Here is a 17,272-nt window from a genome sequence, read left to right as displayed (position 1 = left end):
GATAAGGACTCGTGTCAGACAGCGCCCCGAATTCGAATCCGATCACCGCTGCCGCGGCCGACGCCGCCGTCGCGGCCGCGCTCGCCGCATTCGCCGCAGCAGCGTCCGTCGCCGAGCTGAAGGCCGCGCGCACCGCCCACGCGGGCGAGGGCTCCGCGATCGCGCAGCTCAACGCGCAGATGCGCGCGGTGCCGAAGGACGAGAAGGCGGCCACCGGCAAGCTCATGGGGCAGGCCCGCGGTCGCATCGAGGGCGCCTACCAGGGGCGCGAGGCCGAGCTCGTCGCCCAGGAGGCCGCCGCACGGCTGGTCGCCGAGACCGTCGACGTGACCACCGCGCCGGTGCGCCGCACCGCCGGCACCCGGCACCCGCTCGCGCAGCTGCAGGACGAGGTCTCTGACGTCTTCATCGGCATGGGGTGGGAGATCGCGGAGGGCCCCGAGGTCGAGCACGAGTGGTTCAACTTCGACGCGCTCGGCTTCGATCCCGATCATCCGGCGCGCGCCATGCAGGACACCTTCTTCGTCGAACCCGCCGATCGCCACCTGGTGCTGCGCACGCACACCTCGCCCGTGCAGATCCGCTCCCTGCTCGACCGCGAGCTGCCGGTCTACGTCGTCGCCCCCGGGCGCACGTACCGCACCGACGAGCTCGACGCCACGCACACCCCCGTGTTCAGCCAGATCGAGGGGATCGCGATCGACCGCGGTCTGACGATGGCGCACCTGCGCGGCACCCTCGAGCACTTCGCGCGGCAGATGTTCGGGGCGGAGGCCGAGATCCGGTTGCGGCCCAACTTCTTCCCGTTCACCGAGCCGTCGGCCGAGATGGACGTCTGGCAGCCGCACGCCAAGGGCGGCGCGCGCTGGGTCGAGTGGGGCGGCTGCGGCATGGTCGACCCGAAGCTGCTCGCCGCCGCCGGGATCGATCCCGACGAGTACCAGGGCTTCGCCTTCGGCATGGGCATCGAGCGCACGCTGCAGTTCCGCCACGACATCAACGACATGCGAGACATGGTCGAGGGCGATGTCCGATTCAACCGTCAGTTCGGAGGACTGGTATAATGCGCGTTCCGCTCAGCTGGCTCGGCGAGGTCGTCTCGCTGCCCGAAGACGTCACCCCCGAGGCGGTGCACGCCGACCTCGTGCGCGTGGGCTTCGAGGAGGAGTCGATCCGCCGCTTCGACGTGACCGGACCCGTGGTAGTCGGCGAGGTGCTCTCCCGCGAACCCGAGGAGCACTCGAACGGCAAGACGGTGAACTGGTGCCAGGTGCGCGTCGCCCCCGAGGGGCGGACGGCAGCGGACGGCGGGGCCGGCGTGCGCGGCATCGTCTGCGGCGCGCACAACTTCGACGCGGGCGACAAGGTCGTCGTGTCGCTGCCGGGCGCGGTGCTGCCCGGCGGGTTCGAGATCTCGGCGCGCAAGACGTACGGGCACGTGTCGGACGGCATGATCGCCTCGGCGCGCGAGCTCTCGCTCGGCGAGGATCACGACGGCATCATCGTGCTCTCCCGTCTGGGCCTCGACCCCGCCGTCGGCGACGACGCCCGTGCGCTGCTCGGGCTCTCCGACACGGCGGTCGAGATCAACGTCACCCCGGATCGCGGGTACGCGTTCTCCATTCGCGGCGTCGGCCGCGAATACGCGCATGCGACGGGGGCGACCTTCAGCGATCCGGCGCAGGCGGTGACGCCGGCCATCGGCGCCGGGTTCCAGGTCTCGATCGACGACCGCGCGCCGATCCGAGGCCGCGCGGGAGCCACCGGGTTCGTGACGCGCGTCGTCCGCGGCATCGACCCGTCGCGGCCGACCCCCGCCTGGATGGCGGCCCGGCTGCAGCTCGCCGGCATCCGCTCGCTGTCGCTCGAGGTCGACATTTCGAACTACGTGATGCTCGAGCTCGGCCAGCCGCTGCACGCATACGACCTCTCGAAGCTCACCGGCGGCATCACCGTGCGCCGTGCCGCGGCGGGGGAGACGCTCGTCACTCTCGATGGTCAGGAGCGCGAGCTGCACGCCGAGGATCTCGTGATCGCCGACGAATCAGGCGCGATCGGCCTGGCCGGGGTCATGGGCGGCGAATCGACGAAGGCCGACGACGGCACCGTCGACGTGCTCATCGAGGCGGCCACCTTCGATCCCGTGTCGATCGCGCGCACCGCGCGCCGGCACAAGCTGCCGAGCGAGGCGTCGAAGCGCTTCGAGCGCGGCGTCGATCCGCTCGTCTCGCGGGCCGCGGCGCAGCGCATGGTCGACCTGCTCGTCGACCTCGCGGGCGGCACCGCCGACGCGCTGGGCTCCGACCTCGTCGCGCCCTGGGAGTCGGAAGAGGTGCGTCTGCCCGTGGCGCGCGTCAACGGACTGCTCGGCACGGACTACAGCGATGCCGAGATCCGCGGCGCGATCGAGACGATCGGGTGCCGCATCGTCGCCGACGAGAACGATGAACTGCGCGTCGCCCCTCCGAGCTGGCGCTCCGACCTCAGCCGCGGCGCCGACCTCGTCGAGGAGGTCGCCCGCATCGTCGGCTACGACCGCATCCCCTCGGTGCTGCCCGTGGCTCCCGCCGGTCGCGGCCTGACGCGCAGCCAGCGGCTGCGTCGCCGCGTCGCCGACGTGGTGACCGCTGCCGGACTCGACGAGGTGCAGAGCTACCCGTTCGTGTCGCGGGCGCAGCTGGATGCCTTCGGCGCGGGCGCCGAGCAGTCGGGGCCCGACGCGGCGGAGGCCGACGCCGCCGCAGCTGCGGCTGGTGCGGTGCGCGGGGCGGCGCCCGTCGAGGCCGTCGCCCTCGCGAACGCCCTCGACGCGCAATCGCCGTTCCTGCGCCGGTCGCTGCTGCCGGGGCTGGTGGTCGCGGCGCAGCGCAACGTGTCGCGCGGTCTCACCGACCTCGCGCTCCTGGAGCTCGGCCTCGTGTTCGAGCCCCGCGCCGACGGTGTGCGGATCGGCACCGAGACGGTGCCCCCGCTCGCCGAGCGGCCCGACGACGCGGTGCTCGCGCAGCTCAACGCGTCGATCCCGCGCCAGCCGCGCCGCATCGCCGGGCTGCTGCTCGGAGACGCCGTGGCGAAGCAGGTCGGCGAGCCGGCTCGCGCCGCCGACTGGGCGGATGCGCTGGACGCCGCGCGCACCGTCGCCGGCGCCGTCTCGGCCGAGCTGGTCGTCTCGCAGGGCTCCCACCGCGCCTTCCACCCGGGCCGCACCGCCGAACTCGCGATCCGCGTCGGCGGAGCGGGCGCGGACGCCGACGGTGACGAGGGCGGACTCGTGGTGGTGGGGGTGGCCGGCGAGCTGCTCCCCGAGCTGGTCGCCGAGCACCACCTGCCGGGCCGAGCGGCCGCGTTCGAGCTCGACCTGGATCGTCTGATCGAGCTCGCCCCGCGGCAGCCGGAGACCGCGCAGCTCTCCACCTACCCCGCCGCGACGCAGGACCTCACCCTCGTCGTCGCCGACGACGTGCCCGCGGGCGACCTGCTCGCCGTGGTCGTGGCCGGCGCGGGCGAGCTGCTCGAGGCCGCGAGGATCGTTGACGACTACCGCGGGGCGGGCATCGAGCCGGGCACGAAGGCGCTCACGTTCGCGTTGCGATTCCGCGCCGTCGATCGCACGCTGACCGCCGAGGAGGCGAGCGCCGCGAAGCTCGACGGGGTCTCGGCGGCGGCACTCGCCTTCGCAGCCCGACTGCGCGACTGAACCTGCGGAACGGCGCGCCGACGGAACAGCGCTCCGACGGAACACCGAACCGACGAAAGGGAGCCCGCCGATGACCGGAATCACGCCCTATCTCCTCTTCCCCGGAACCGCGGGAGAGGCGCTGGAGTTCTACAGATCCGTGTTCGGGGGCGCGATTGAGCTGCACACGTTCGGCGAATTCGGTCGCGCCGACGGGCCCGCGGACGCGATCGCCCACGGCACGCTCGTGGGGCCGGTCGCTATCTACGGGGCTGACGCGGGTGCCGACGAGGACGCGCTGCACATGGGCGGCATGTTCTTCTCGCTGCTCGGGGCGGCCGCGCCGGCGACGCTGCACCGCTGGTTCGACGCCCTCGCGGTCGCGGGCCGCGTGCTGCAGCCGCTCGAGCGCCGCGAGTGGGAGGCGAGCGACGGGCAGGTCGTCGATCGGTACGGGGTGCGCTGGCTCATCGGCTACGAGGGCGAATCCGCGCCCGCCTGAGGCGCGAGGCTGAACATCCACGGCACCCCGAACCGGTCGGCCAGCATGCCGAACGTGTCGCCCCAGGGGGCGGTCTCGAACGGCTCCCGGATCTGCGCGCCCTGCGAGAGCCCCTCCCACAGCGCGCGGATGCGGTCGGCGTCGTCACCCGAGACGCACACCGAGTGCCCGGAGGCGGCCGCATCCGGCGCATCGGCCATCGACGACGGATAGTCCGCGGCCATGATGGTGAGCCTGTCGGGGGTATCGATCTGCCCGTGCATGATCTTCTCCGCCTCGGCGGGGTCGCCCATCATCCCGGGAATCGAGTCGTACTGCATGAGGCGGATCTCGCCGCCGAGCACGGAGTGGTAGAACTCGAGCGCGTCGCTCGCCGTGCCGTGGAAGTTGAGGTAGGGGTTCAGGCTGATCGACATGAGGTCTCCTCGGAGCTCGCGGGGCCCCGGCAGACCCCTCTGCTCACATTGTGCCCCCGATCGGCGAGATTGTCACCGATCCGGGTCTTGCCGCCGCCGAGCCCGCGGCGGATACTGAGAGCGGGCCGCGCGGGTGGCCGCATCCGGCATTCGCGCCCCCGGCATCGACGCCTCGCCCGCCTGTGAAAGGAACGGCCATGACCCACCAGTACATCGTGCCCAACATCTGGTGCCGGGGAAACGCGGAGGAGGTCGGCCGCTTCTACGCGAGCGTGCTCCCCGACACCACGGCGACGGTCGAGTCCCGGTACCCCGAGACCGGCCTCCTCGACTTCCAGCAGCCGCTGGCCGGGGCGCCGCTGACGGTCGCCGTCAGCGTGTCGGGCTACCGGATCACGCTGATCAACGCGGGCGAGGAGTTCGCACCGAATCCGTCGATCTCGATGTTCCTCATGTTCACGGGCGCGCGGTTCGGCGGAGGCGACGCGGCGCGCGAGGCCCTCGACCGGGTGTGGGAGGGGCTGCAGGACGGGGGCACGGTGCTGATGCCGCTCGACGCGTACCCCTTCAGCCCGCGCTACGGCTGGGTGCAGGATCGCTACGGCATGACCTGGCAGCTCAGCGTGAACGACGGCGGAGACCCGGACGCCCCGTTCGTGATGCCGTCGCTCATGTTCGGCGGAGCCGCGCAGAACCGCGCGGCCGCGGCGCGCGACCGATACATCGAGGTGTTCGACGACGCCTCGCTCGTCGGATCCTTCCCCTACGGCGAGCCGACCGGGCCGGCGACGGCCGATGCACTCATGTACAGCGACTTCCGCATCCGCGACCAGATGTTCGCCGTGATGGATTCGGGCGTGGAGCAGGATTTCACGTTCAGCTCGGGGGTGTCGCTCGAGGTGCACTGCGCGGACCAGGCGGAGATCGACCGGTTGTGGGCCGCGCTCTCGGCCGTGCCGGAGGCGGAGCAGTGCGGCTGGCTGGTCGACGAGTTCGGGGTGAGCTGGCAGATCGTGCCCGCCGACATGGGGAGGCTCATGGAGCGCCCGCACGCCTTCGAGCACCTGCTCGGCATGCACAAAATCGTCATCGACGACCTCTGACGTCGAACGCCCGTTCACCTGCCCGCGCACTCAGGGAGCGGAGGACTACACTCGCAGGGTTGGAGAACGAGTAGGGCGGGGATGGACTCATGCGGGTGCGGGCGACGGCGGTCAGCAAAGGACCGGGCGGGCGGGCGCTCCCGCCGATCGACGTGTCGATGCACTCGGGAACCGCGGTGTTCGTCGAGGCGGAGACCGCGCAGCGGCCCACCGTTCTCGGGCTCATCGTGTCGGGCCGCATGAAGCCCGACTCCGGCGAGGTCGCGATCGACGATGCCCCCGATGCGCGGGCGCTGCGCCGCCGCGTCGCGCTCGTCGACGCCCCCGACGTGAGCGAGCCGCACGGCGACGTGCTGCTCGCCGACGTCGTCGCGGAGGAGCTGATGTTCGCGGGACGGTTCGGCGGGCCCGTGGCCGTGCGCCAGGAGCTCGAGCGCCTGGGGCTGCGGGAGTTCGCGCGGATGCCGATCGGCAATCTCGCGCCCGAGGCCCGGGTGCGCGCGCTCTGCGAGCTCGCGCTGCAGCGGCCCGGCGTCGAGGGACTGGTGCTGGTCTCGCCGGACCGGCACGGCGGCGCGCCCGAGGGCTGGTGGCGGATCGCCTGCGAACTCGCGGACGACGGGGCCGCCGTGCTCGTCATCGCGGGCCAGGCGGCGCGAGCGGCGATCGCCGCCCACCCGGAGGGGTGGGGGACCGGTGAGGTCATGCCGCTGCGCGAGTGGCCCGGTGAACAGTCGCCGGGAGTCGCCGGCGCGAACGATGCGGAGGAGGAGCGCGCATGAAGATCCCGCAGATGATCCGCGCCGAGTTCGCCCGTCTCTGGGCGACCAAGATGGCACGACTCGCGTTCGTCGCGCTCATGTGCGTGCCGCTGCTCTACGGCGGCCTGTACCTGTGGGCGAACCAGGATCCGTACGCCCGGCTCGACCAGGTGCCCGTCGCACTCGTGGTCGCCGACACCGGCGTGGACGAGGGAGACGACGTGCGGGTGATCGGCGACGAGGTCGCCGAGAATCTGATCGAGGACGGCAGCTTCGACTGGCACCGGGTGAGTGCGGCGGATGCCGAGCGCGGCATCGCGAACGGCGTCTACGACTTCACGGTGACGCTGCCCGAGGACTTCTCCGAAGCCCTGCAGTCGTCGCAGACCGACGACCCGCACCGCGCAGACGTGGTGCTCACGACGAACGATGCGAACAGCTACCTCGCGACCACGATCGGCGAGCAGGCGGTGCAGCGCATCCAGAAGCAGGTCGTGCAATCGGTGAACCGCGAGGCCGCGAAGTCGCTGCTCGACGGCATATCGCAGGTGCGCGGCTCCCTCGTCGAGGCGACCGACGGCGCGAGTGCACTGACCGACGGCTCCGCGACGGCGCGCGACGGTGCGGGGAAGCTGCACGCCGGGTCCCAGCAGGCCGCCGAGGGCTCGGGGCGGCTGGCCTCCGGGCTCGGCGAGCTGCGCGACGCGACCGCCGGGCTGCCGCAGAGCACCGAGACGCTGGCCGACGGGGCGTCGCAGGTCGCCGCGGGCAACGCGACGGTGGCGCAGTACGGCAGGGAGGCCGCGGGCGCGAGCCAGCGCGCCCTCGACGCGCTCGCGCAGGACCGCGCGGCGATCCTGGAGGATCTCGCGAGCGCGCACGTGGACCAGGCCGTGATCGACCGGGTGAGCGCGGCGATGGACCGCGCGGGGGGCGACCTCTCGGCCGTGAACGGGCAGGTGCAGGACGCCAGTGCGCAGCTCGACACGCTCGCGAGCGGCTCCCAGCAGGTGGCCGACGGGTCGCGGCGACTCGCGGACGCGACGCCGCAGCTCGCGAACGGCATCGCGACGGCGGCGGACGGCGCCCGCGCACTCGACGACGGACTGGCGCAGCTCGTCGACGGATCGGGCAGCCTGCAGAGCGGCCTCGGCGACCTCACCACCGGGGCGGGGCAGCTGCGCGACGGCCTCGCCGACGGCGTCGCGCAGCTCCCCGACAGCTCCGACGAGCTGCGCGCGGCGCAGGCCGACAACATCGCGAGCCCCGTCGACGTGCAGACGAGCCGCGTCACCTCCGCGGGCAGCTACGGCGCCGGGCTGGCGCCGTTCTTCATGAGCCTCGCCGCGTGGATCGGCATCTACGCGCTCTTCCTCATCTTGAAGCCCGTCTCGCGCCGCGCCGTGACCGCGCTGCACACGCCGTTGCGCGTGACGCTCGCCGGCTGGGCGACTCCGGCGCTGCTCGGGGCGACGCAGATGCTGGGGCTCTTCGCCATCGTCGCATTCGCGCTCAGATTCGACTTCGCGCATCCCGTCGCCGCATACGGCACGATCGCGCTCGCGTCGGCGACGTTCGCCGCCATCATCCTCGCCCTGAACGTCTGGCTGGGCAGTGTGGGGCAGTTCCTCGGCCTCGTGCTCATGGTGGTGCAGCTCGTCACCGCCGGAGGCACGTTCCCCTGGCAGACGCTGCCGCCGTCGCTCGCGACGCTGCACCACTACCTGCCGATGTCGTTCGCGGTCGACGGCCTGCGCCAGCTCATGTACGGCGGCGACCTCGCCGATGCCGCGAGCGAGGCGCTCAAGCTCGCGCTCGTGCTCGTCATCGCCGTGCTGGTCGCGGCGCTCGGCGTCGCGAAGACGATGCGGTCGCGCACCCTGAAGGATCTGCAGCCGAGCCTGATCGGGTAGCCGTTCGTATACGCAGTGAGCGGTTTTCGCGGCTCCCCTTGCGCTTTCGGAGGTCAGTGGATACGTTAGCCCCATGGCGACGGCGACAGCGGCGAAGAGCGAGCGCACGGGCGAACGCGTCTACCGGGCGCTGCTCGAGCAGATTCAGACGGGTGCGCTCGCGCCCGGCACCGCCATCGGCGAGGTGGAGCAGTCGCTGCGCTGGGGCGTCAGCCGCACGCCGATGCGGGAAGCGATCGGGCGCCTCGTCGCAGACGGGCTGATCACGCAGCAATCCGCCCGCGTGCTCGTCGTCTCCGGCTTCGACGTCGCAGACGTGCGCGCGCTGTTCGAGACGCGCCGAGCCCTCGAGGAGACGGCGGCGCGCCTCGCTGCCGAGCGCGGCGACCGGCAGACCTTCGCGGAGATCGCGTCCGCGTTCGAGACGGCGCACCCCGACCCCACCGCATCGAGCGCCGACGCGTACTACGCCCTCATCGCGCGCTTCGACGAGGCGATCGACGTCGCCGTCGCGAACCCCTACCTCGTGCAGGCCCTCCGTCCCGTCCGCACCCACCTGGCCCGCGCCCGCGCCCTCGCGCGCGACCACCACGAGCGCCTCGTCGCCTCAGTCGGCGAGCACGCCCTGATCGCCCGAGCCATCGCCGACGGCGACCCCGAGCTCGCCGCGCACGCCACCCACGTCCATCTGCATCGCGCGCTCGCGTCGATCCTCGCCGCCATCGCCGACACCGAAGAGAGAGCCTCCGCATGACCGTCACCCACCACGTCCGAGTGCACCGCAGCGAGGAGTCGCTGCCGCGCGAGCAGCAGCTCGCCTGGAAGATCGCCGAGGTCGCGGCGGACCCGGTCGGGGTCGACCCCGACGTGGTCGACATGATCGTCAACCGCATCATCGACAACGCGTCCGTCGCCGCGGCATCGCTCACGCGAGCGCCGATCGTCGCGGCTCGCGCGCAGGCGCTCGCGCACCCCGTGTCGCGCGGAGGCCGGGGGAGCGCGATCCTCGGGCTCCCGTCGAGAGGCGACGACGCGCTCCGATCGAGCCCCGAATGGGCGGCCTGGGCGAACGGCGTCGCCGTGCGCGAGCTCGATTACCACGACACGTTCCTGGCGGCCGAGTACTCGCACCCCGGCGACAACATCCCGCCGATCCTCGCCGTCGCCCAGCACGTCGGCGCCGACGGCCGGGCGCTGGTGCGCGGCATCGCCACGGGGTACGAGATCCAGATGGACCTCGTGCGCGCGATCTGCCTGCACCGCCACAAGATCGACCACGTCGCGCACCTCGGCCCCTCCGCGGCCGCGGGCATCGGCACCCTGCTCGGCCTCGACGCCGCGACCATCGCGCAGGCCGTCGCGCAGGCGCTGCACACGACGACGGCGACGCGTCAGAGCCGCAAGGGCGAGATCTCGACGTGGAAGGCCCACGCCCCGGCGTTCGCCGGCAAGATGGCCGTCGAGGCCGTCGACCGGGCGATGCGCGGCCAGACCGCGCCGGCGCCCATCTACGAGGGCGAGGACGGCGTGGTCGCCTGGATGCTCGACGGCCCCTCCGCCGCCTACGAGGTGCCGCTGCCCGCCGCGGGGGAGCCGAAGCGCGCCATCCTCGACAGCTACACGAAGGAGCACTCGGCCGAGTACCAGGCGCAGGCGTGGATCGACCTCGCTCGTCGCCTCCACCATGCGCACCCCGAACTCGCGGACCCCGAGCGGATCGCGCGCATCGTGCTCCACTCCAGCCACCACACCCACACCGTGATCGGCTCGGGCGCGAACGATCCTCAGAAGTACGATCCGACCGCGTCGCGGGAGACCCTCGACCACTCCATCCCGTACATCTTCGCCGTCGCCCTGCAGGACGGCGGCTGGCACCACGTCGACTCGTACACCCCCGAGCGCGCCGGCCGCGCCGACACGGTCGCGCTCTGGCAGAAGGTGACCACGGCGGAGGATGCGGAGTGGACGCGGCGGTACCACTCCGAAGACCCCGACGAGAAGGCCTTCGGCGGGCGCGTCGAGATCGAGCTCGTCGACGGCGGCACCATCGTCGAGGAGATCGCGGTCGCCGACGCCCACCCGCTCGGCGCCCGGCCCTTCGCGCGCGAGCAGTACATCGCGAAGTTCCGGCTGCTCGCCGAGCCCGTGCTCGAACCGCACGAGATCGAGCGCTTCCTCGACCTCGTGCAGCGACTCCCCGAACTCACCGCCGACGAGGTCGCCGACCTCAACCTCACGGCCCGCCCCGGCGTCATCGCACTCGACGCCGCACCGAAGGGACTCTTCTGATGCTGTACGCCCAGACCCCTGCCCACGAGAAGCGACGCCGGTTCCGGGAGCGGCTCGCGACCGGCGAGCTGCTGCGGTTCCCGGGAGCCTTCAACCCGCTCTCGGCGCGACTCATCGAGCGGAAAGGCTTCGACGGCGCGTACATCTCGGGCGCGGTGCTCGCAGCCGACCTCGGGCTGCCCGACATCGGCCTGACCACGCTCACCGAGGTCGCCGGTCGCGCGCAGCAGATCGCGCGCATGACCGAGCTGCCCGCGATCGTCGACGCCGACACCGGATTCGGCGAGCCGATGAACGTCGCGCGCACCATCCAGACGCTCGAAGACGCCGGCCTCGCCGGTGCGCACATCGAGGATCAGGTGAACCCCAAGCGCTGCGGGCACCTCGACGGCAAATCGGTCGTCGACGAGGGGAGCGCGGTGCAGCGCATCCGCGCAGCTGCGGACGCGCGGCGCGATCCGAACTTCCTCATCATGGCGCGCACCGACATCCGCGCGGTCGACGGTCTCGACGCGGCCATCGACCGCGCCCGGGCGCTCATGGACGCGGGCGCCGACGCCGTCTTCCCGGAGGCGATGCGCACGCTCGAGGAGTTCGCCGCGATGCGGTCCGCTCTCGACGTACCGATCCTCGCGAACATGACCGAGTTCGGCAAGAGCGAACTCTTTTCCGTGCAGCAGCTCGCCGACGTCGGCGTGAACATCGTCATCTGGCCGGTCTCCATGCTGCGGATCGCGATGGGCGCGACCGGCCGCGCCCTCGACGAGCTGCATCAGGCCGGGCACCTCCGCGGCAAGCTCGACGAGATGCAGCACCGGGCCGACCTGTACGACCTCGTCGACTACGAGGGGTACACCCGCTTCGACGCGAGCGTGTTCGACTTCACCGTCGAGCGGTAGACCCGCCGCCGTGCGTGCATCGCGGCCGCACCGCATCGCCGCACCGCATCGCCGCACCGCATCACCCCACCTCACCACCGCATCACCGCACATCATCACCGCAGGTCATCGCAAAGGAGCGCACCACGTGAACCAGGAGATCAAGAAGGGGCTCGCGGGCGTCGTCGTCGACACGACGGCGATCTCGAAGGTCAACCCCGAGACCAACAGCCTCCTGTACCGGGGCTACCCCGTGCAGGAGCTCGCCGAATCGCAGCCGTTCGAGGCGGTCGCGCATCTGCTCTGGCGCGGCGAGCTGCCGAGCGCCGCCGAGCTGGCGCAGCTGCGGCGCACGGAGCGCGAGCACCGACCGCTCGCCGCGTCCGTCCGCGCCGCGATCGACCTGCTGCCGCTCGACGCGCACCCGATGGACGAGGTGCGCACGGCGGTGAGCGCGCTCGGAGCGATCGACCTCGCGGGGTCGGGATCCGTGCTCGACGCCTCGGGGGATGCGGAGGAGAATCTCGCGCGATCCATCCGGCTGTTCGCCGCGCTTCCGGCGATCGTCGCCTACGGGCAGCGCCGGCGGCGGGGCGCGCCGATCGTGGAGCCCCGCGACGACCTCGACTACGCCGCGAACTTCCTCTGGATGACGTTCGGCGAGGAGCCCCACGGGATCGTCGCGGAGGCGTTCAACCGCTCGATGATTCTGTACGCCGAGCACTCCTTCAACGCCTCGACCTTCACCGCCCGCGTGATCACCTCGACCCTCTCCGACCTGTATTCGGCGGTGGTGGGCGCCATCGGAGCCCTCAAGGGGCCGCTCCACGGCGGCGCGAACGAGGCGGTGATGCACGTCTTCGACGAGATCGGCTCCGCCGACCGCGTCGAGGAGTGGCTCGACGCCGCCCTCGCCGAGAAGCGCAAGGTGATGGGATTCGGCCATCGCGTCTATAAGAACGGCGACTCGCGCGTGCCCACCATGCGGGCCGCGCTCGAATCGCTGATCGCGCACTACGACCGCCCCGAGCTCGGGCGACTCTCGGAGACCCTCGAGCGCGCCTTCACGGAGCGCACCGGCATCTACCCCAACCTCGACTACCCGTCGGGCCCCGCCTATCACCTCATGGGCTTCGATACGCCGATCTTCACGCCGCTCTTCGTGGCCGCCCGCGTCACGGGGTGGACCGCCCACATCATGGAGCAGGCGGCGGCGAACACACTGATCCGGCCGCTCTCGGCGTACGACGGCCCCGACGAGCGACACGTGACAGACTGGACGGCATGAGCGACTACACGACGATCATCGCCGAGACGCAGGGACGCGTCGCCACGATCACCCTCAACCGGCCCGACGCGCTGAACGCACTGAACGGCGCGCTCGTGCGCGAGCTCATCGACGCGGTGCAGCGCTTCGACGACGACCCCGGCATCGGAGCGATCGTGCTCACCGGGTCGGCGAAGGCGTTCGCCGCGGGGGCCGACATCAAGGAGATGGCGGAACTCGGCTACGCCGACATGTACCTCGACGGCCCGTTCCCCGGCTGGGGCGGATTCGAGCGCACCCGCACCCCGCTCATCGCGGCGGTCGGCGGTTTCGCCCTCGGCGGCGGCTGCGAGCTCGCCATGATGTGCGATCTCATCATCGCCGCCGACACCGCGAAGTTCGGTCAGCCGGAGATCACGCTCGGGATCCTGCCCGGCTTCGGAGGCTCGCAGCGCCTGCCGCGCGCCATCGGCAAGGCCAAGGCCGCCGATCTCGTGCTCACCGGGCGCATGATGGACGCCGACGAGGCCGAGCGCTCGGGGCTCGTCTCCCGCGTGGTGCCCGCCGCCGATCTGCTCGCCGAGGCCGCGAAGGTCGCGGAGACGATCGCGTCGAAGTCGCTGCCCGCGGTGTACGCCGCGAAGGACGCGCTGCAGGCCGCGCAGGAGATGCCGCTCGCCGAGGGGCTTCGGTTCGAGCGCCAGGCGTTCGCCGCCGCGTTCGCCACCGACGACCAGAAGGAGGGGATGCGCGCGTTCGCCGAGAAGCGCGCTCCCGAATTCCGCCACCGCTAGGTCGGGCGCCGCGCGTTCGCGGTCGGCGCCGCGCCGGCGCAGCCCGCGCCCTCACTCGTGAGCGGCGTCTCCCGCGATCTTGAGCTCGCCCATCTCCTCCCACCCGTCGCCGTCGACCCGACGCGACACGATCTTCGGGGTGGCCACGAGATGCGGCCGCATCGACTCGAGGCCCGCGGCGAAGTGCGCCGAGGTGACGTGGGGTTCGGCTCCCGCGTCGGTGAAGGCCTCGACCAGTACGAACTCGTTCGGATCCTCGAGGCTCCGCGACCACTCGAAGCAGAGGTTACCCGCCTCTGCGCGGGTCGCCTCGGTGAACTCGCGCACGATCTCGGGCCACTGGGCGACGCTCTCGGGCTTGACGGGGAACTTGACGACGATGAAGTACATGCGTTCGAGCCTATCGGCAGGCCCGGGTCAGGCCCGTACTGCGCCCCCGAGCCACACGCCGCGCGGCTCGCGCCAGCGGATGCGGATCTCGGAGGGGCGCCCCATGGCGCGCCCCTGCTGCACGCGGATCGGCGCGGCGGTCGCGGCGTCCGCGGCGGCGCCGAGGCCGTCGGCGGGGCCGTCGACCAGTCCGTCGGCGAGCAACCCGTAGGCGAGCGCTGCGGCGGCGACGCCGGTCGCGGCGTCCTCGGGGTAGCCGGAGGAGCGGGGGAACTGCCGGGCCTCGAACAGGCGCGCGCCCCGGTCGCGCACGACCCAGGGGTAGAGTCCGGTCGACTCGGCGAGGGCGCAGACCGCCGCGACGCGTGGCGGATCCGGCGCCAGCGCATCGAGCACGTCGGGCGATGCGAGGGGGATCAGCGTCTTGGTGCGGCTGGTCGATGCGTTGCGGATCGGAAGGCCCGCGAGATCCTCGGCCGTGAGGCCCAGTGCCGCGACGACCTCCGCGGCCAGGGAGGAGTCGAGGCACTCGAGGGCGCCCGCCGGCTGGGCGATCTCGACCTCGCCGTCGCCGCTGACGCGCGCCCGGACGACTCCGCTCGCCGTGCCGATGCGGAGGTCGCGAGATCGGAGCAATCCGAGCCGGTGCATCAGCCAGACGGTGCCGACGGTCACGTGTCCGCACATGGACACCTCTTGGCTGGGCATCCATAAGCGGAGACGGAAGTCCACGTCGTCGTCGTCGTCGGACGGAACGACGAAGCCGCTCTCGTGACCGTGCTGCTGCGCCACCCGCTGCATCTCGGCGGCGGTCATATCGCTCGCGTCGAGCACGATCGGCGCCGGGTTGCCGCCGCCTGGTCCGTCGGTGAACACGTGCACCGTATGCACTGGGGGTCGTGTCATGGCCGGGCGTCTCTCGGTTTCTGCTCGCTCACAGTCGATCCTAGCCCCGCAGTCTCCCCAGATCGGTGTCGTCACCGCGGCCCTGGCGAGCGGGCGCGCCCCCGGGTGGTTGAATAGTGGTACGCGCGCGGGCCGCCCGCGGGGAAGAGGGAGATGATGACTTACAGCGTCGCTGTTGCGGGAGCCAGCGGATACGCGGGGGGCGAGCTGCTCCGCCTCCTCAGCCAGCATCCGCAGTTCGAGATCCGCACCGTCACGGGCCACTCCACGGCGGGTCAACCGCTCGTGCAGTCGCAGCCGCACCTCCGCGCGCTCGCGCATCTCACGCTGCAGGCCACGACTCCCGAGGTGCTCGACGGGCACGACATCGTGTTCTTCGCCCTGCCCCACGGCGCATCGGGGGCCCTCACGGAGCAGCTCGCGAATGTGCGGCTCGCGGTCGACTGCGGTGCCGACCATCGTTTGACGAGCGCAGCGGACTGGGCGTCCTTCTACGGCGGCGAGCACCACGAGGCGTGGACCTACGGGGTGCCCGAACTCATCGCGGTGCGGGAGGACGGCACGAGCGGCCGTCAGCGCGAGGCGCTCGTCGGGGCGACGCGGATCGCGGCTCCGGGCTGCAACGCCTCCACTGTCGCGCTGTCGCTCGCTCCCGGCGTCGCCGCCGGAGTGATCGAGGCGCGAGACATCGTCTCGGTGCTCGCCGTCGGGCCGTCGGGCGCGGGCAAGGCCGCCAAGACGCATCTGCTCGGCGCTGAGCTGATGGGCACCGCCAATCCGTACGCGGTCGGCGGCTCGCATCGCCACATCCCAGAGATCAGGCAGGCGCTCCGCGGCGCCGGCGCGCGCGATGAGCCGACCATCAGTTTCACCCCGGTGCTCGTGCCGATGAGTCGCGGCATCCTGGCCACGACCACCGCACGCATCGCGGAGGGCGTGAGCGCCGCAGAAGTGCGCGAGGCCTGGGAGCGCGCGTACGCCGACGAGCCCTTCGTGCAGCTGCTCCCCGACGGCGTTCTGCCGCGCACCGCCGACACGCTCGGAGCCAACACCTGCCTGATGAGCATCGCGATCGACGAGAGCGCCGGTCGCGCCGTGATCGTCGCCGCGCTCGACAACCTCGCCAAGGGCACCGCAGGGGCGGCCATCCAGTCCGCCAACATCGCCCTAGGCCTGCCCGAGACCACCGGCCTTCCCGTGAATGGAGTCGCACCGTGACCGTAACCGCACCGAAGGGCTTCCGCTCCGCGAGCATCCCCGTCGGCCTGAAGAGCACCGGCAAACCCGACCTCGCGCTCGTCGTGAACGACGGGCCCGAGCGCGCGAGCGCCGCGGTGTTCACCTCGAACCGGGCGCAGGCGAACCCCATCCTCTGGAGTCGCTCCGCGATCGCCGGCGGGGCCGCGCACGCGATCGTGCTGAACTCGGGCGGAGCGAATTGCTTCACGGGAGACTTCGGGTACGCGACCACGCGGCTCACCGCGGAGGCGGTCGCCCGCGAGATCGGTTCTGACGACGCCGCACGCATCCTCGTCTGCTCGACCGGGCTCATCGGCACGGGCGACCAGACGTTCCGCGACAAGATCGTCGGAGGCGTTCCCGCGCTCGTCGCCGCGCTCGCCGCCGACGACCGCACGGCGGCGAGCGCGATCCTCACCACGGACTCCGTGGAGAAGACCGTGGTGCACCACGGCGACGGGTGGACGATCGGCGCGATCGCGAAGGGCGCGGGCATGCTCGCGCCCGGCCTGGCGACGATGCTCGTCGTGATCACCACCGACGCGCGGCTCGACGACGCAGCGCTCGACCGCTCGCTGCGCGCCGCGACCTCCGCGAGCTTCGACCGACTCGACTCCGACGGCTGCATGTCGACGAACGACCAGGTGACCCTGCTCGCGAGCGGCGCGTCGGGGGTCGCCCCCGAAGAAGCCGACTTCGCGGCGGCGCTTGCAGCGGTCTGCGACAGCCTCGCCGCTCAGCTGCAGGCGGACGCCGAGGGATCGAGCCACGACATCGACATCGAGGTGCGCGGCGCGGCATCGGTCGCCGACGCCCTCGAGGTCGGCCGATCGGTGGCGCGCAACAATCTCTTCAAGGCCGCCATCTTCGGCAACGACCCGAATTGGGGCCGGGTGCTCGCCGCCATCGGCACCACGGAGGCGGCGTTCGACCCGTACTCGGTCGACGTGGCGTTCAACGGGGTGCGCCTGTGCCACGCGGGTGCGCCGGACCGGCCGGTCGAGGAGTGCGACCTCACGCCGCGCCGCACGCACGTCGAGATCGACCTCTTCGCGGGGAATGAGACGGCGACCATCCGCACCAACGACCTCACGCACGAGTACGTGCACGAGAACAGCGCGTACTCGAGCTAGGAGCC

Annotated in this window: 16 protein-coding genes; 13 read left to right on the top strand and 3 right to left on the bottom strand. The window is 72.0% G+C overall.

Features of this window, described 5'->3' with window-relative positions; translation table 11 throughout:
- Nucleotides 1–11: 11 nt before the first annotated feature.
- The 3 genes from pheS to BLT44_RS12690 all read left to right on the top strand — a co-directional run bounded on the left by pheS (nucleotide 12) and on the right by BLT44_RS12690 (nucleotide 4,178).
- Nucleotides 12–1,064 carry a phenylalanine--tRNA ligase subunit alpha gene (gene pheS / locus BLT44_RS12700; RefSeq protein WP_010156668.1) on the top strand — a complete coding sequence of 351 codons (1,053 nt, stop codon included), beginning with the start codon at nucleotides 12–14 and terminating at the stop codon, nucleotides 1,062–1,064.
- Nucleotides 1,064–3,697 carry a phenylalanine--tRNA ligase subunit beta gene (gene pheT / locus BLT44_RS12695; RefSeq protein WP_074690258.1) on the top strand — a complete coding sequence of 878 codons (2,634 nt, stop codon included), beginning with the start codon at nucleotides 1,064–1,066 and terminating at the stop codon, nucleotides 3,695–3,697. The genes pheS and pheT overlap by 1 nt, the downstream gene beginning before the upstream one ends.
- A gap of 70 nt (nucleotides 3,698–3,767) precedes the next feature.
- Nucleotides 3,768–4,178, top strand: coding sequence for a VOC family protein (locus BLT44_RS12690; RefSeq protein WP_010156672.1), 411 nt, complete (start codon nucleotides 3,768–3,770; stop codon nucleotides 4,176–4,178).
- Here the strand turns inward: BLT44_RS12690 and BLT44_RS12685 are convergent.
- A complete protein-coding gene (locus BLT44_RS12685) occupies nucleotides 4,151–4,594 on the bottom strand; it encodes a VOC family protein (protein ID WP_010156673.1) in 444 nt (147 codons plus the stop codon). The genes BLT44_RS12690 and BLT44_RS12685 overlap by 28 nt on opposite strands.
- Before the next feature lie 197 nt (nucleotides 4,595–4,791).
- On the opposite strand from BLT44_RS12685, the gene BLT44_RS12680 reads away from it, so the two are divergent.
- From BLT44_RS12680 to BLT44_RS12645, 8 genes are all read left to right on the top strand, one after another.
- Nucleotides 4,792–5,697 carry a VOC family protein gene (locus BLT44_RS12680; protein ID WP_010156674.1) on the top strand — a complete coding sequence of 302 codons (906 nt, stop codon included), beginning with the start codon at nucleotides 4,792–4,794 and terminating at the stop codon, nucleotides 5,695–5,697.
- Nucleotides 5,698–5,855: 158 nt separating this feature from the next.
- The gene (locus tag BLT44_RS12675; protein WP_176783289.1) at nucleotides 5,856–6,479 is read left to right on the top strand and encodes a P-loop NTPase family protein; all 624 of its coding nucleotides are present in this window, start codon (nucleotides 5,856–5,858) and stop codon (nucleotides 6,477–6,479) included.
- Nucleotides 6,476–8,371, top strand: coding sequence for a YhgE/Pip domain-containing protein (locus BLT44_RS12670; RefSeq protein WP_010156677.1), 1,896 nt, complete (start codon nucleotides 6,476–6,478; stop codon nucleotides 8,369–8,371). Before BLT44_RS12675 ends, BLT44_RS12670 begins: the two co-directional genes overlap by 4 nt.
- Nucleotides 8,372–8,444: 73 nt before the next feature.
- The gene (locus tag BLT44_RS12665; protein ID WP_010156679.1) at nucleotides 8,445–9,125 is read left to right on the top strand and encodes a GntR family transcriptional regulator; all 681 of its coding nucleotides are present in this window, start codon (nucleotides 8,445–8,447) and stop codon (nucleotides 9,123–9,125) included.
- A complete protein-coding gene (locus BLT44_RS12660; protein ID WP_010156680.1) occupies nucleotides 9,122–10,660 on the top strand; it encodes an MmgE/PrpD family protein in 1,539 nt (512 codons plus the stop codon). Before BLT44_RS12665 ends, BLT44_RS12660 begins: the two co-directional genes overlap by 4 nt.
- Entirely contained in the window at nucleotides 10,660–11,559 is a 900-nt protein-coding gene (gene prpB, locus BLT44_RS12655) for a methylisocitrate lyase (protein WP_010156681.1), read from the top strand. The genes BLT44_RS12660 and prpB overlap by 1 nt, the downstream gene beginning before the upstream one ends.
- A gap of 127 nt (nucleotides 11,560–11,686) precedes the next feature.
- The gene (locus BLT44_RS12650) at nucleotides 11,687–12,826 is read left to right on the top strand and encodes a bifunctional 2-methylcitrate synthase/citrate synthase (RefSeq protein ID WP_010156682.1); all 1,140 of its coding nucleotides are present in this window, start codon (nucleotides 11,687–11,689) and stop codon (nucleotides 12,824–12,826) included.
- The gene (locus BLT44_RS12645; RefSeq protein WP_010156683.1) at nucleotides 12,823–13,599 is read left to right on the top strand and encodes an enoyl-CoA hydratase; all 777 of its coding nucleotides are present in this window, start codon (nucleotides 12,823–12,825) and stop codon (nucleotides 13,597–13,599) included. The genes BLT44_RS12650 and BLT44_RS12645 overlap by 4 nt, the downstream gene beginning before the upstream one ends.
- A 51-nt stretch (nucleotides 13,600–13,650) precedes the next feature.
- Here BLT44_RS12645 and BLT44_RS12640 read toward each other — a convergent pair whose 3' ends face one another.
- Nucleotides 13,651–13,989: a putative quinol monooxygenase gene (locus BLT44_RS12640; protein WP_010156684.1), complete on the bottom strand. Its 339-nt coding sequence runs from the start codon at nucleotides 13,987–13,989 to the stop codon at nucleotides 13,651–13,653.
- A 27-nt stretch (nucleotides 13,990–14,016) separates the two neighbouring features.
- Nucleotides 14,017–14,895 (bottom strand): PhzF family phenazine biosynthesis protein, encoded by an 879-nt coding sequence (locus BLT44_RS12635; protein ID WP_074690256.1) that lies wholly within the window; start codon nucleotides 14,893–14,895, stop codon nucleotides 14,017–14,019.
- 156 nt (nucleotides 14,896–15,051) lie between these two features.
- Here BLT44_RS12635 and argC point away from each other — a divergent pair, with 156 nt between their 5' ends.
- Nucleotides 15,052–16,113, top strand: coding sequence for an N-acetyl-gamma-glutamyl-phosphate reductase (argC, locus tag BLT44_RS12630; protein WP_029608265.1), 1,062 nt, complete (start codon nucleotides 15,052–15,054; stop codon nucleotides 16,111–16,113).
- A complete protein-coding gene (argJ, locus tag BLT44_RS12625; RefSeq protein WP_010156687.1) occupies nucleotides 16,110–17,267 on the top strand; it encodes a bifunctional glutamate N-acetyltransferase/amino-acid acetyltransferase ArgJ in 1,158 nt (385 codons plus the stop codon). Before argC ends, argJ begins: the two co-directional genes overlap by 4 nt.
- Nucleotides 17,268–17,272 lie beyond the last annotated feature (5 nt).

Source organism: Leucobacter chromiiresistens (genome assembly GCF_900102345.1).
GTDB lineage: Bacteria > Actinomycetota > Actinomycetes > Actinomycetales > Microbacteriaceae > Leucobacter > Leucobacter chromiiresistens.
This window is presented reverse-complemented; position numbering and strand designations above follow the sequence as displayed.